The organism is Plesiomonas sp. ZOR0011 (genome assembly GCF_000800945.1).
Lineage (GTDB): Bacteria > Pseudomonadota > Gammaproteobacteria > Enterobacterales > CAMTGL01 > Plesiomonas > Plesiomonas shigelloides.
Genome location: NZ_JRKB01000019.1, coordinates 98,894 through 112,549 on the forward strand (window position 1 = coordinate 98,894; position 13,656 = coordinate 112,549).

14 protein-coding genes are annotated in these 13,656 nt (G+C 54.5%); 2 read left to right on the forward strand and 12 right to left on the reverse strand.

What is annotated here, in order from left to right; all coding sequences use genetic code 11:
- Window positions 1-347 precede the first annotated feature (347 nt).
- Genes L975_RS03315 through glpE form a run of 3 tightly spaced genes read right to left on the reverse strand, consistent with a single transcriptional unit; the run spans window position 348 to window position 2,375 of the window.
- Window positions 348-1,106 carry a DeoR/GlpR family transcriptional regulator gene (locus tag L975_RS03315; RefSeq protein ID WP_010862819.1) on the reverse strand — a complete coding sequence of 253 codons (759 nt, stop codon included), beginning with the start codon at window positions 1,104-1,106 and terminating at the stop codon, window positions 348-350.
- Window positions 1,107-1,166: 60 nt separating this feature from the next.
- On the reverse strand, window positions 1,167-2,006 hold the full coding sequence (glpG, locus tag L975_RS03320; protein ID WP_039045962.1) for a rhomboid family intramembrane serine protease GlpG: 840 nt from the start codon (window positions 2,004-2,006) through the stop codon (window positions 1,167-1,169).
- Window positions 2,007-2,042: 36 nt separating this feature from the next.
- Window positions 2,043-2,375 (reverse strand): thiosulfate sulfurtransferase GlpE, encoded by a 333-nt coding sequence (glpE, locus tag L975_RS03325; RefSeq protein ID WP_010862821.1) that lies wholly within the window; start codon window positions 2,373-2,375, stop codon window positions 2,043-2,045.
- Between the two features lie 393 nt (window positions 2,376-2,768).
- Between glpE and L975_RS03330 the strand changes: the two genes are divergently transcribed.
- Window positions 2,769-3,509 (forward strand): YoaK family protein, encoded by a 741-nt coding sequence (locus L975_RS03330; protein WP_039045961.1) that lies wholly within the window; start codon window positions 2,769-2,771, stop codon window positions 3,507-3,509.
- Between the two features lie 132 nt (window positions 3,510-3,641).
- Here L975_RS03330 and L975_RS03335 read toward each other — a convergent pair whose 3' ends face one another.
- From L975_RS03335 to L975_RS03355, 5 genes are all read right to left on the reverse strand, one after another.
- Window positions 3,642-4,343 carry an ATP-binding cassette domain-containing protein gene (locus L975_RS03335; RefSeq protein ID WP_039045960.1) on the reverse strand — a complete coding sequence of 234 codons (702 nt, stop codon included), beginning with the start codon at window positions 4,341-4,343 and terminating at the stop codon, window positions 3,642-3,644.
- A gap of 114 nt (window positions 4,344-4,457) precedes the next feature.
- Window positions 4,458-5,222 carry a high-affinity branched-chain amino acid ABC transporter ATP-binding protein LivG gene (gene livG, locus L975_RS03340; protein WP_047707145.1) on the reverse strand — a complete coding sequence of 255 codons (765 nt, stop codon included), beginning with the start codon at window positions 5,220-5,222 and terminating at the stop codon, window positions 4,458-4,460.
- Window positions 5,219-6,529 carry a high-affinity branched-chain amino acid ABC transporter permease LivM gene (locus L975_RS03345; RefSeq protein ID WP_047707147.1) on the reverse strand — a complete coding sequence of 437 codons (1,311 nt, stop codon included), beginning with the start codon at window positions 6,527-6,529 and terminating at the stop codon, window positions 5,219-5,221. Before L975_RS03345 ends, livG begins: the two co-directional genes overlap by 4 nt.
- Window positions 6,529-7,449: a high-affinity branched-chain amino acid ABC transporter permease LivH gene (livH, locus tag L975_RS03350; RefSeq protein WP_039045958.1), complete on the reverse strand. Its 921-nt coding sequence runs from the start codon at window positions 7,447-7,449 to the stop codon at window positions 6,529-6,531. Before livH ends, L975_RS03345 begins: the two co-directional genes overlap by 1 nt.
- A gap of 165 nt (window positions 7,450-7,614) precedes the next feature.
- Entirely contained in the window at window positions 7,615-8,736 is a 1,122-nt protein-coding gene (locus L975_RS03355) for a branched-chain amino acid ABC transporter substrate-binding protein (RefSeq protein ID WP_116546591.1), read from the reverse strand.
- Window positions 8,737-9,273: 537 nt separating this feature from the next.
- On the opposite strand from L975_RS03355, the gene panM reads away from it, so the two are divergent.
- On the forward strand, window positions 9,274-9,672 hold the full coding sequence (gene panM, locus L975_RS03360) for an aspartate 1-decarboxylase autocleavage activator PanM (RefSeq protein ID WP_039045957.1): 399 nt from the start codon (window positions 9,274-9,276) through the stop codon (window positions 9,670-9,672).
- A gap of 156 nt (window positions 9,673-9,828) precedes the next feature.
- On the opposite strand, the gene rpoH is transcribed toward panM, so the two are convergent.
- The 4 genes from rpoH to ftsY form a co-directional block, all read right to left on the reverse strand.
- A complete protein-coding gene (gene rpoH, locus L975_RS03365; RefSeq protein ID WP_039045956.1) occupies window positions 9,829-10,680 on the reverse strand; it encodes an RNA polymerase sigma factor RpoH in 852 nt (283 codons plus the stop codon).
- A gap of 321 nt (window positions 10,681-11,001) precedes the next feature.
- Window positions 11,002-11,967 carry a permease-like cell division protein FtsX gene (gene ftsX, locus L975_RS03370; protein WP_225624445.1) on the reverse strand — a complete coding sequence of 322 codons (966 nt, stop codon included), beginning with the start codon at window positions 11,965-11,967 and terminating at the stop codon, window positions 11,002-11,004.
- Window positions 11,960-12,625 (reverse strand): cell division ATP-binding protein FtsE, encoded by a 666-nt coding sequence (gene ftsE / locus L975_RS03375; protein WP_010862831.1) that lies wholly within the window; start codon window positions 12,623-12,625, stop codon window positions 11,960-11,962. Before ftsE ends, ftsX begins: the two co-directional genes overlap by 8 nt.
- Before the next feature lie 3 nt (window positions 12,626-12,628).
- Window positions 12,629-13,656, reverse strand: a 1,028-nt coding sequence (gene ftsY, locus L975_RS03380) for a signal recognition particle-docking protein FtsY (protein ID WP_047707149.1), incomplete at its 5' end; no start/stop codon positions are given.

Below are 13,656 nucleotides of genomic sequence, written 5' to 3' on the forward strand. Positions count from 1 at the left end.
TATAAAGATAAGGGTTTTTCACTTACGGAATTAAACCGCAACTATGCCGCTATCCTCTGCTATGCAGTAACGTCAGGCGGGGCACGATTCAGCAGCGCGGTGCCTAGTTATGGCGTGTAATTTCGTGACCACCTATCCAATAAGTGTAATCTGAACAGCGAGATAGCGCGCAGCGCGTACAGGAAAATTTATTCTCCAACTTAGCCGCCGAGTTTGGCCGTTGGCCATGTGCTTAAGCAATGAACCTAAACGTAGGGAGACCGCGAGTCGCGCAGAAATAAAAAATCCGGCCCGAAGGAGCCGGATTGAGAGAACAGATTAAAAATGTTCGTAAAGGAAAGTGTGCGTTAGCAAAGCACCAGATTCACATCACTGTCATCGAGCACTTTTTTCAGCTGCGGAGGCGGCACTTGATCGGTAAATAGGTAATCGACTTTATCAATTCCGCCCAGATTGACCATCGCACTGCGGCCAAATTTGGAGTGGTCAGTCACCAAGATCACACAGCGCGAGTTGGCAATAATGGCATTTTTGGTGCGCACTTCGTGATAGTCGAACTCCAACAGCGAGCCATCCAGATCAATGCCGGAGATCCCCAGAATGCCAAAATCCAAACGGAACTGAGAGATAAAATCGAGCGTGGCTTCGCCGACAATCCCGCCATCACGGTTACGCACTTCACCACCGGCCAAAATCACTTTGAAATCTTCTTTGCCGGTCAACAACGTCGCGACATTCAGGTTATTGGTGACGATACGCAGATCGCGGTGATTTAGCAGCGCATGCGCCACTGCTTCAGGGGTGGTACCGATATCGATAAATAAGGTCGCCCCATCGGGGATCAGCTCTGCCACCGCTTGCGCAATACGAGATTTTTCCTCTGAACACATCCCTTTGCGGTCATGATAAGCGGTATTCACCGAGCTGGACGGCAACGCCGCACCACCGTGATGGCGGCGGATCACGTTGCTGGCCGCCAAATCATTTAAATCGCGACGGATAGTCTGGGGGCTGACAGAAAAGTGCGCCACCAGATCTTCGGTGCTCACATAGCCGTGTTCGCGCACCAACTCCACGATCGCTTCGTGTCTTTGCGTCTGTTTCACCTGCTCTCCTACGCGTTTGTTTGCGTTTATCTTTTTATAAGAAACCGTGCGGTTCTGATTTTAATGTGCACGGCGGTATGCATGGCAATCCCAGAATGCCAGCGCGCAGCCGCTCAGTAATCCGATGATATGCGCCGTATTGGCCACGGATAAGCCGAACAGATTAAACCATCCCAATACCAGCCAGACCAGCATAAAGGCCACCAGCGGACGCGGAATACTGACGCCGCGCTCCGGCGCGCGCTCGCCACTGACCCACAGGTAACCGACCAGCGCATACACCACACCAGACAGGCCACCAAAGTACACACCACTGACCCACGCTTGCCCCACACCCGACAGCAAGGCCGAAAACATGAATAGCTGCACCAACTTACCGGAGCCCAGTTTTTTCTCTAACGGGCCGCCCAGATCCCACCACCACAGCAAGTTAAAGCTGATATGCAGCAAGGAAAAATGTAAAAAAGCGTGAGTGAACAAACGCCATAATTGCCAGTATTGCTCCGGTGTGCGGGCAAAGCCGAGCCAGCTAAACACGGTCGGCTCACCTACCAGCCAACCGGCCACGTACACCAACACGCACACCAGCATGATGGCCAGCGTAAAAGGCCCCGCTCCCACTTTGAGCGCCTGCAGATAAGAGAACGCCGGATAGTGAAAGCGGCTAGCGGTGGCGGTATCAGCACGCTGCCAGCTGGCATCTTGATACTGCGGAGCATCCGGATTGTGCAAGAAAGCCGCCAGCTCCTGCTGCGCCAGACTTTCCTGCGCCGGATCGAGCACATACAGGGCATACCCTTCCGGCTCTGGACGCAGCTCAATGCGCACGCCACGCGTGGCCATATAATCAATGTAAGCCTGCGCCAGACGCGGGTTAGGCAGATGAATTAAAAACAGCATAAAGACGTTCCCGTAACAAACCGGAACGACGTCCGGTTATTCTGGCTGAAGCGGATCGCTCACCACTGGCGCCACTTTACGCCAGGCTTCAAAGCCGCCATTGAGACTGTATACCTCATCAAAGCCCTGATTAACAAGATATTGTGCTGCGCCCTGACTGCTGTTGCCGTGATAACACATCACAATCACCGGCATCGCAAAATCAGTCTGTTGCATAAAAGGTAGCAAGGATTGATTGGTCAGGTGAAATGCCTGCGGCGCATGGGCAGCAGCAAAGCTTTGCGGATCGCGAATATCGACCAAAACCGCCTGCTCAGCCTGCAACTTTTGTAGCGCCTGTTCGACCGAAATAAACTGAAATTGCGTCATGCTCACCTCTGTAAACCACCACCGACGGCCAACGTTTGGCCGGAGCAAATAGGATTATCCGCTATCGCCGCATTGTACCGGATTCGGGCTTAGCACCAACCCGACGAACTGTGTGGACTCTCAAGAATGATTACAAGTTTTAACCCTTGTACATGTGAAAAACGCTAATGTAATCACAGCGCTATTGGGTCACTCCCGCTAGCCTGAACACTACACATTACCCTCGCTACGTAAAGTTACTGTGTAAAACTACTGTTCGTATAATCACAGGCGGCACAGTTCAAGCAGCTTCACGTAGAGCGGGTACCACAGTGGTTTGTTAATCCCAATTATTGGTGACGACCGCGTTGTCGGTCATGTCATCCCTTGCATACGGAGTATCGAGGTGCTTCTATGGAATTCCCCCGTAAGGAACCCTTCCTGCTAGAGCCCGTGCTGTTGTCGTGGATTGCCGGTTATATCGATACCGTCGGTTTTATCGGCTTAAGCGGTCTGTTCACATCCAGTATTATCCAGAGCTTGATCGTCGCCAGCGCCCCATTGGCAACCACCTTGTGGCTGGCCGTCAGCGCGGTAGTCTGCTTTATGCTGGCGATGGCGGTGGTGACCTACAGTTTCACCCGCCAAAATCAGCACAGTATTTTTTATAAAGCGCGCTGGTATATGGCGGAAACCGTATTGCTGTTTTTATTTATGATTTGCGGCCACACTCTCAAGGCCGAGCCGGACAGCGATAATTTCTGGCTCTTGCTGACCAGCTTGCTGGGGGTGACTGCCATGGGGATCCACTGTGCGATTTCGCGTTTGATGCTGCGTCACCGCATTGGTACCGCGACCGCGACCGGGAATTTGATCCAGCTGACCATCCGTCTGACCGAGTTTTTTGCCACCAGCGAGCCTTATTGCGGCCAAAGCCGGCGCGAAGAGCAAGCCTTGCTGTGGAGTCTATTCTGGTCAGTGGTCAGTTTCATTTTGGGGATTACCGTGGCCGCCTACGGCTTTGCCCAAGACCGTTTCTTGTGCCTGATTTTGCCGTGTGCCTTGATGCTGTTTTTAAGCTACAAGGAATACACCTTCGCCCACATCAACCGTCACCGTTCAGATACCGATGTGGCGCAGCGTGATTTACCTTAACTGGGATACGGCGCCGAGACATAAAAGCAGATAAAAAACAGACAAAAAAGCCGTCGCACTGCGACGGCTTTTTTTCTTTCTAAATACGCGATATCTCTTCGAACCGATAGATATCTCTTCGCGCCGATGGCCTCACGCCCCCAAATAAGCCTCACACACGGCCGGATTCGCCAACAATTCCGCGCCAGTACCGCTGAGTACCACATGCCCATTTTCCAGCACATAACCGCGGTCGGATAACTTGAGCGCCTGATTGGCATTTTGCTCTACCAAGAAGATGGTCATCCCTTCGCGGCGCAGCTGCTCGATAATGCTGAAAATCTGCTGGATGATAATCGGTGCCAGACCTAACGAGGGCTCATCGAGCAATAACAGCCGCGGTTTAGCCATCAGCGCACGCCCAATCGCCAGCATTTGCTGCTCACCGCCGGACATGGTGCCCGCACGTTGTTCGCGCCGCTCATACAAACGCGGGAACAGCTCGTATACGTGAGCCAAAATCCGCCGGTAATCCTCTTTGGCCGTATAAAAGCCGCCCATCGCCAGATTCTCTTCCACCGTAAGCCGCGCAAACACTCGCCGCCCTTCCGGCACAATCGCCAAGGACGAGCGCATGATTTGCGCGGTCGGCCAGCCACTGATATCAGTGCCTTCCAGCAAAATTTGGCCACCACTGGCCGCAGGCTCGCCGCAAATTGCGCCCAACAGCGTGGTTTTCCCCGCGCCATTGGCACCAATCAGGCTCACAATCTCGCCCTGATTGATGTGCATACTGATATCGTGCAGGGCTTGGATCTTTCCATAATGGGCACAGACATTACGCAGCTCCAGCATACATCCTCCTTGTGGGGCTTTTTGTTCTTCTTAGCATTCTTCTCGGCGCACCTCTTGGATCACGGGTTAACCGTGCGCACTGCGCGAGGCGCGGTTTTTGCTCTCCTCGCCGCATCATGCTTCCCCCAGATAGGCGCGGATCACATCCGGATGATGCCGGATCTGCGCAGGGGTGCCGCTCGCCAGCGGGGTGCCCTGATTGACCACATAGATGCGATCGGAGATCCCCATCACCAGCTTCATGTCGTGTTCAATCAACAAAATCGCCACATCATGGTTCGCGCGCAAATCGAGGATCAAGGCATCCAGCGCTTCGGTCTCTTTCGGGTTTAAACCGGCCGCCGGCTCATCCAGCATCAACACTTTTGGCCGCGTCACCATACAGCGGGCAATCTCCAGCAAACGCTGCTGGCCATAAGCCAGATTACCGGCCATGCGGTTAGCATGCTCCGTCAGGCCGATTTTTTGCAGCCAATATTCAGCGGTGGCTAGCGCCTGCGCTTCCGCCGCGCGAAAGGCGCGGGTTTTAAACAGGCCGCCGAATAAACCGGTGTGCAGATGACGATGCTGCGCCACCAGCAGGTTTTCCACCGCGGTCATCTCTTTAAACAGCCGCACGTGCTGGAAAGTGCGCACCACGCCCAAGCGGGCAATTTGGTGCCCCGGCAAGTGTTGAATCGGCTTTCCTTGCAGCAAAATTTGCCCGCCAGAGGGGCGATAAAAGCCGGTCAAACAGTTAAAGATGGTGGTCTTACCGGCCCCGTTTGGGCCGATGACCGAGATAATCTCACCGGGATGCAGCTCCAAGGCCACGCCGTTCACCGCCAGCAGGCCACCAAAGCGCATGCTCAAATCCGTGACTTGTAATAATGTACTCATGCTTGCTCTCCTACTGCGCGCGACGCCGCCTGCGGCTCTTCGGGAGAATCGGGCAGTGACAGATGCGGACGCTGCATCGGCAATAAACCTTGTGGACGCCACACCATCATCAGCACCATCATCAATCCAAACAGCAACATCCGGTACTCATCAAACTGACGCGCTAATTCTGGCAATACGGTCATCACCACGGCAGCCAAAATCACCCCCACTTGAGAGCCCATGCCGCCTAACACCACAATCGCCAAAATGATGGCCGACTCGATAAAGGTGAAGGACTCCGGGCTGATAAAGCCTTGCCGCGCGGCAAAAAAACTGCCCGCAAAACCGGCAAAAGTGGCTCCAATGGTAAAGGCGGTCAGTTTGATAATGGTGGGATTCAACCCCAAAGAACGGCAAGCAATCTCATCTTCGCGCAGCGCTTCCCACGCCCGCCCCAACGGCATACGCAGTAAGCGATACACCACCAGCAACGTCAGCAACACCAGCAACAGCGCCATCAGATACAAGAAGATCACTTTGCTGTCACCGCTGTAAGGCAAGCCAAAAAACTGATGAAACGTCTCCCAGCCGCCATCTTTTACCGTGCGGTTAAACTCCAAACCGAACAAGGTAGGTTTCGGGATCTGGCCGATCCCATTCGGGCCGCCGGTGATCTCGGTTAAGTTCAGCAGCAAAATTCGGATGATCTCGCCAAAGCCGAGCGTCACAATCGCCAGATAATCACCGCGTAACCGCAGCACCGGAAATCCCAGTAAAAAGCCAAACAGTGCCGCCAGCAAACCGGCGATCGGCAAGGCTTCCCAGAAGCTAAAACCTAGATAGCTGTTCAGCAAGGCGTAGCTATAGGCACCCACCGCGTAAAAACCGACATACCCCAGATCGAGTAAGCCTGCCAACCCCACCACCACGTTCAGCCCTAAGCCCAGCATCACGTAAATCAAGGTTAAGGTGGCGATATCCACGGCGCTACGTGACACCAAAAATGGGAACAGCAGCGCCAGCCCCAACACCAGCAGCAACCAAAAGCGTGATCGCTGCGGATGCCGGCTCAGATCCAGCGCCGGTAACTCCACCACCGGCAGGCGCTGCTTGGCTCGCTGCCAATAGCCGCTCAACCACGGGCGCAGTAACTGCACCACAAACACCAGCGCCGCACCGAGAAAAATCCAGCGCACTTGCGCCGGCTCCGCGCCACTGACGATCACTTGCCCACCTTCGTTGGTCAGGCGCAGGCCCATCAGCATAAAAGTCAGCACCACTAACATGCCGGCCGATAACAGTGCATGCATGAACGTCCGTTTCATTACACCTTCTCCACTTCAGGCCGCCCTAAAATGCCGCTCGGCATAAACAGCAACACGCTGATCAGTAACGCAAACGCCATCACATCTTTGTATTCGGTGCTGATATAACCGGCGGTCAACGCTTCCACCACGCCGAGCAACAAACCACCCAGCATGGCGCCCGGAATGCTGCCAATGCCGCCCAGCACCGCCGCAGTAAAGGCTTTCAGCCCAGCCATAAAGCCGACATACGGGTTAACGACCCCGTAGTAGGTGCCCAGCAGCACACCGGCCACCGCCGCCATCGCCGCACCAATCACAAAGGTCAGCGCAATCACCTGATTGGTATCGATACCGAGCAAGTTGGTCATCTTGATGTCTTCCGCGCAAGCGCGGCAAGCACGCCCCATGCGCGAGTGACGGATAAACTGACTGAGGGCCAACATACTGACCAAGGTGACGACCCAGATCAGCACTTGCATGTAACTGAGGGTCATCTGGCCGCTACCGCCCAGCTCCCAGTTGCCCGGCAGCAGATGCGGGATAGTCAGGCTACGCGAGCCTTGCGCCAGACGGACATAGTTTTGCAGGAAAATCGACATCCCGATGGCCGAGATCAGCGCGATCAAACGTTTGGAATGGCGCACCGGCCGGTAGGCGACCCGCTCGATACTCCAGCCGTAGGCGCTGGTGATCACGATCGCCACCAAAAAGGCGGCGCCAATCAGCAGCACACTGGAGTCAATCCCTAACATCATCAGCAAGCCAATCACCAAAAAAGCGATATAGCTGCCAATCATGTACACCTCACCATGGGCAAAGTTGATCATGCCGATGATGCCATACACCATGGTGTAACCGATGGCGATCAAGGCATAGGTACTGCCGATGGTCAGGCCGTTCAGCAGCTGTTGTACAAAATAGAAAAATTGCTCGGACATACGACGTTCCTTATCTTTCCGCTCAGTAGATGGCCACTCGCCATGCTAAACACCGATCGGTATTGTCGTTTTGCGGAACTTGTTCCCTGTTCGCCGCCGCCCGCCGATACGGGCCGCCGCCACGGGCAGTCACCCGCCGGGGTGACTGCCAACGGATATCACCCTTTATTTCGCACTAGAGGTGCCGTCTGCGTGCCACTCAAACACCCCGAACTCGAAACCTTTCAGGTCGCCTTTTTCATCCCACGTCAGCGGGCCCATTACGGTATTCACTGGCGCACTGCGCAGTGCTTTAGCCACCGCTTCTGGCTCAGTGCTACCGGCACGTTTGATGCCTTCACTGATCGCTTGCATCGCGGCATAGGTCGTCCACACGAACGGGCCGGTGCTATCCCACTTCTTGGCTTTCAGCGCTTCAACAATCGGTTGGTTCGCTGGGTCTTGGTCGTATTTCTTCGGCAACGTTACCAGCAACCCTTCGGAAGCCGGGCCGGCAATACTGGAGATCTCTTTGTTACCCACCCCTTCTGGGCCCATAAAGCGCGCTTTCAGACCTGCCGCTTGCGCTTGGCGCAGTAACAGCCCCAGCTCTGGGTGGTAACCGCCGTAGTAAACAAAATCGACATTTTGCTGCTTGAGTTTGGCCAGCAAGGCAGAGAAATCTTTGTCGCCAGAGGTCACCCCTTCAAAGGCCACAACCGGGATCCCCGCACCTTCCAGCCCTTTTTTCACGCTGGTGGCAATGCCTTCGCCATACTGCTGTTTGTCGTGGATCACCGCCACGCGCTGCGGTTTAACCTGGTTGATGATGTATTTGGCAGCGGTTGGGCCTTGGTCAGAATCCAGACCAATGGTGCGCAGCACCAGATCATAGCCTTGCGCCGTGATCTCTGGGCTAGTAGAGGCCGGCGTGACCATCAGCACCCCTTCATCCTGATACACATCAGACGCCGGTTGGGTCGAGGCCGAGCACAGGTGTCCGATGACAAACTTCACGCCGTCATTCACCACTTTGTTGGCTACCGCGACCGCTTGCTTAGGATCACAGGCATCGTCATATTCCACCGCGACAATCTTGTCGCCGTTGATCCCACCGGCCTGATTGAGCAATTCGGCGGCGATCCGGCCTCCGGTAAATTGCATATCACCGTACTGGGCTACGGGACCGGAAATCGGACCGGCAATCCCGATTTTGACTTCTCCGGCCATGCTGGCAGCTGAGTACAGGGCCAGGGCACTGCTGAGCGCGATAAACCCAGCGGTTTTATTCCATTTATTTATTACCATGATGATTCCTGCCTGCAATTATTCTAAGGACTTCCTGTTCTTCTGTGATGACAGGCTGATAACGCACCGCATACGTAAAATCACAGCCTGACACACAACCTTTTAACATCACTGTGAGTTGCGATACAAGCGCATTTATTCGCCACTTAACCCTAGAACCAGCAGCATAAGATTTCGTTTTGTCTGTTGCGTAAGCCAAAATCCAGATGTTTTCTCCACGCTCAAAAAACAAACACTCGTTTCATTTCAGGAAAATCCAACCAATCAGGACATTTATCGGCATAGAAAAAGTGTCGACAACCGAGGTTTATTTTTTCCCTGATCACGCGGGGAACCGAATTGCATAGCCAGCTGACGCGAGCCAGTCACATATTTCAGACTTTTTGTGGCACGCGGCATAAGCCGCAGCAATAAGTAACCTTTTATTTACAATGTGTGGCATATTTTTTACAGCTGATCCCCCAGCCGCTCTGGAGTACACTGGCGCACGATAACTGCCCAGTAGGCAACGGCTCAGTCACTGACAGGATGTAAGAGATGAAACTGACAATTGAACGGCTGGCGCAGCCGAGCGCCGCAGAGATGGCCGATTTACTGAAAATTTGGCCACAACAAAGTGCCACCCAGCTGCAGCAGCGCTTGGCCAATGCCGAGATTTTGCTGGTGGCGCGTTTTAACGATCATCTACTGGCCGGATTGTGGGTCACTCGCGATGGTCATCGCGGTCAGATCCAGCAATTACAGGTGCGCCCAGTCACCCGCCGCCGTGGCGTGGGACGCTATCTGCTGGAGCAAACGCCGCTGTTAGTGCCGGAAATCAGCGTGTGGGAAATGGATGTGCGTACCGCCGAAGCCCCTACCGAGCTGACGGCGTTTTTGCATGCCTGCGGCTGGCAAGCCCGTGATGCCAACAGCTGGTGTCCGATGACGGCTTAACTAGCCATCGTGATGATGGGATTGGCGCGATAAAACAGCACGCTCGCGATTAACTTAACCCGCCCAACCGACAGCAAAAAGCCGGCAATCTGCCGGCTTTTTCTATTCAGGTCGCGCAGTGACTCTACGCACGATCGCGATATTAAACGCGGGCTATTAAACTTCGATCGCCCCTTTGAGTTTTTTCAGGGCGTTTTTTTCCAGTTGGCGCACGCGCTCGGCAGACACTTGATAGTGATCCGCCAGCTCCTGCAAGGTCGCTTTCGGTTCATCTAACCAACGTGCCCGAATAATGTGCTGGCTACGCTCATCCAGCAGACTCATCGCATCGGCCAGTTTGTCGGCGGCGTGAGATTCCCAGTTATCTTCTTCGATCCCGTTGGCAAAATCTGACGATTTATCTTCCAAATAGAGTACCGGTGCCTGCGGTGTCTCGCGGCTTTCGTCTTCCGGCCCTAAATCGAACGCCATATCCTGCGCCGCCATGCGCGATTCCATTTCACGCACATCTTCCGCCGTAACCCCTAGTTCACGGGCTACCATGTCGACTTCATCAAAATTGAACCAGCCGAGACGTTGCTTGGTTTTACGCAGGTTAAAGAACAGCTTACGCTGTGCTTTGGTGGTGGCGACTTTCACGATGCGCCAGTTACGCAGCACATATTCGTGAATTTCAGCTTTGATCCAGTGCACAGCAAAGGAGACCAACCGAACCCCGACCTCAGGGTTAAAGCGGCGCACGGCTTTCATCAGGCCGATGTTGCCTTCCTGAATCAAATCCGCCTGCGGCAGACCGTAACCGGCATAATTGCGGGCTACGTGAATAACGAAGCGCAGGTGCGACAGGATCAACTTTTTCGCGGCCTGAATATCACCATGATAATGCAGCCGCTCGGCCAGCTCCTTCTCTTCCTCTGCACTCAGCATTGGAAAAGCGTTGGCGTTCCGGATGTAACTTTCCAGACTGCCTTGCGGAACCAGGGTCATGGATTGCATATCTTGTGTCATTAAGTCCTCTCGTTGAGATCGGTATTACAGGTATTGCTAGGCGGACTGCCGCTAAGGGCAAAGTCCTCAAACAGTCGGATATGAACCTAAACGTACGGCAATCAGACTGCCTAAAAACGCGGCCGATAGGACAGACATGCTGTGGCTATCGACCGTCAGTAATGTAGCGCACTTTACCCAGAGGGCAAAGGGTGAATCTTAACCAAGTGTATCTGTCACCGATACGCTTTTGTTGCGCTGCCAGCGTGATGCTGGCCGCAAAACAGACCTTTTATTGGACTGCGCAATCGCTTACGAGTTCCCAAAGGAGAAACAGTTTTTTTACTTAGGCGCAAACTCGCGTAAATGGCGCACGGTCGCTAACCATGCGGCGCACCAGCCAATCATGCCCGAGACAATCAACAGCAACAGCACCTCTTCCAGCCCCGGCCCGCGCAGGGTAAAGCTGGTGCCAAACACCTGCATCACTTTGTCGACCTGCAACTGCAAGCGCCAGATGATGATACTGTCCAGCAGCCACGCCAGCAGACCACCGGCCAACCCGAGCAGTGCGCCACCGTATAAAAACGGACGCAGAATAAAGCCATCGGTCGCCCCAATCAGCTTCATCACTTCAATACTGTCGCGGCGATTGAAAATATTCAGACGCACACTGTTACCGATGATTAAAAATACCGCGCACAGCATCAACGTGGCCATCCACAGCGCCGCTTGCGCCACCAGCTCGGTCAAAGCAGTCAAGCGATCCAGCCAGGTGTTATCCAATTTGGCTTCACTGACCCCTTGTTGCGCCGCCAGCTTATCGCGCAAGGTGCTCAAGCCCGGCTCGCTGGCAAACTCGCCTTGTGGCCGAATAATAGCAACGGCCGGTAGCGGGTTGTCATTGAGCATATCCAGTGCGTCACTAAAGCCAGACCACTGGCGAAACTCATTGAGGCTATCGGCGCGTGATAAATAGGTCAGCTTGCTGGCACCCGGCAATTGACGCAGCTGATCGGCCACCGCTTGCGCTTGTGGGTCGGTCAGTGTCTTTTGCAGGTACACGGTAATTTCCGGCTCCGGATACCACTGGTCAGCGGCTAACGAGGCATTTTTCCAGCCCAGGTAACACACTCCGGGTAAGGTCAGCGCAATGGCGATCACCAGAACCGTCAGAAACGTCGCCACCGGCTGCAGCAGTAAATCTTGCAGACAGTTGTGCCAGGCATGTCGCCACTGTTCGCGCAAACTGCCACGGCTGCGGGTTGGACGCGGATCTGAGCTTTTCTTCAGTGCTGCTTTAGCCACGAGGTGTCTCCTTCAGTCGTCCCTGTTCCAAGGTCAGCAGGCGATACGGCTTGCTGGCAATCAGCTGGGTATCGTGAGTAGCCATCAACACCGTCACGCCGACCCGATTGAACTCTTCAAACAGCCGCAAAATGCTGGCCGACAAGGCGTCATCCAAATTACCGGTCGGTTCGTCGGCCAGCAGCAGCGCTGGCTTGTTCACCACGGCGCGGGCAATCCCCACCCGCTGCTGCTCACCGCCCGAGAGCTGGATCGGCAGGCAGCGCGCTTTATCCAGCAGCCCGACTTTATCCAGCGCCGCAGACACGCGACGCTTAATCTCATCGGCACTGTTGCCGGTGATCACCAGTGGTAAAGCGACGTTTTCGTAGATGGTACGATCCATCAGCAGACGGTGATCTTGGAAGATCATGCCGATATGACGGCGCAAGAACGGCACCTCACGGTGTTTGAGGTGCGAAATTTCATGGCCGTCAAACCAGATCTGGCCGTCGCTTGGCCGTTCGATCCCGCAGATCAGCTTGAGCAGGGTACTTTTCCCCGCCCCGGAATGTCCGGTTAAAAATGCCATCTCGCCGGGTTGCAGGTGGAACGAGACCCCCTGCAATGCCTGACGGCCGCCAAGATAGGCTTTACTGACCTGCTGGAAACGGATCATCCTTTACTCCTCCCGGGCAAACAGTGCCTCGATAAAGTCTTTGGCATGGAACGGACGCAAATCTTCGATGCCTTCACCCACCCCGATATAACGGATTGGGATGCCAAACTGATCGGCAATCGCAAAGATCACGCCGCCTTTGGCGGTGCCATCCAGTTTGGTCAGGGTGATACCGGTTAAGCCAACCGCTTCTTGGAACAACTTGGCTTGGCTAATCGCGTTCTGACCGGTACCGGCATCCAGCGTCAGCATGATTTCATGCGGCGCATTCTCATCAATCTTCTTCATCACCCGGACGATCTTCTTCAGCTCTTCCATCAGGTGACTCTTATTCTGCAAACGGCCGGCAGTATCAGCGATCAGCACATCCACGCCGCGCGCTTTGGCCGCCTGAATAGCGTCATAGATAACCGAAGCAGAATCAGCACCGGTATGCTGGGCAATCACCGGGATCTTGTTACGCTGGCCCCACACTTGCAGCTGCTCAACTGCCGCGGCACGGAAGGTATCCCCCGCCGCCAACATCACCGATTTGCCTTCCGACTGGAACTGACGCGCCAACTTACCGATGGTGGTGGTTTTACCCACACCGTTCACGCCCACCATCAGGATCACGTACGGCGTATGGCCTTCCACCTGCAACGGCGCTTCGACCGGCGTCAGGATGTCGGACATCTCTTCTTTCAGCAGCCCGTACAGAGCTTCGGCGTCACGCAGCTGTTTGCGACTGGCATGCTGGGTCAAATTACCGATAATTTTCGAAGTGGTGCTCACCCCAACATCGGCAATCAGCAGTTGCTCTTCCAGCTCTTCAAACAGGTCATCATCAATTTTCTTGCCACGGAACAGGCCAAAGAAGCCGGTACCGATATTCTGTTTGGTTTTCAGCAGGCTACGCTTCAAGCGCGCAAAGAAGCCCTCTTTGGTTGGCTTTTCTTGCTCTTGCGGCTGCTCGTCTGCTTCTGCTTCTGCTTCTGCTTCTGCTTCTGCTTCTGCTTCTGCTTCTGCTTCTGCTTCTGCTTCTGCTTCTG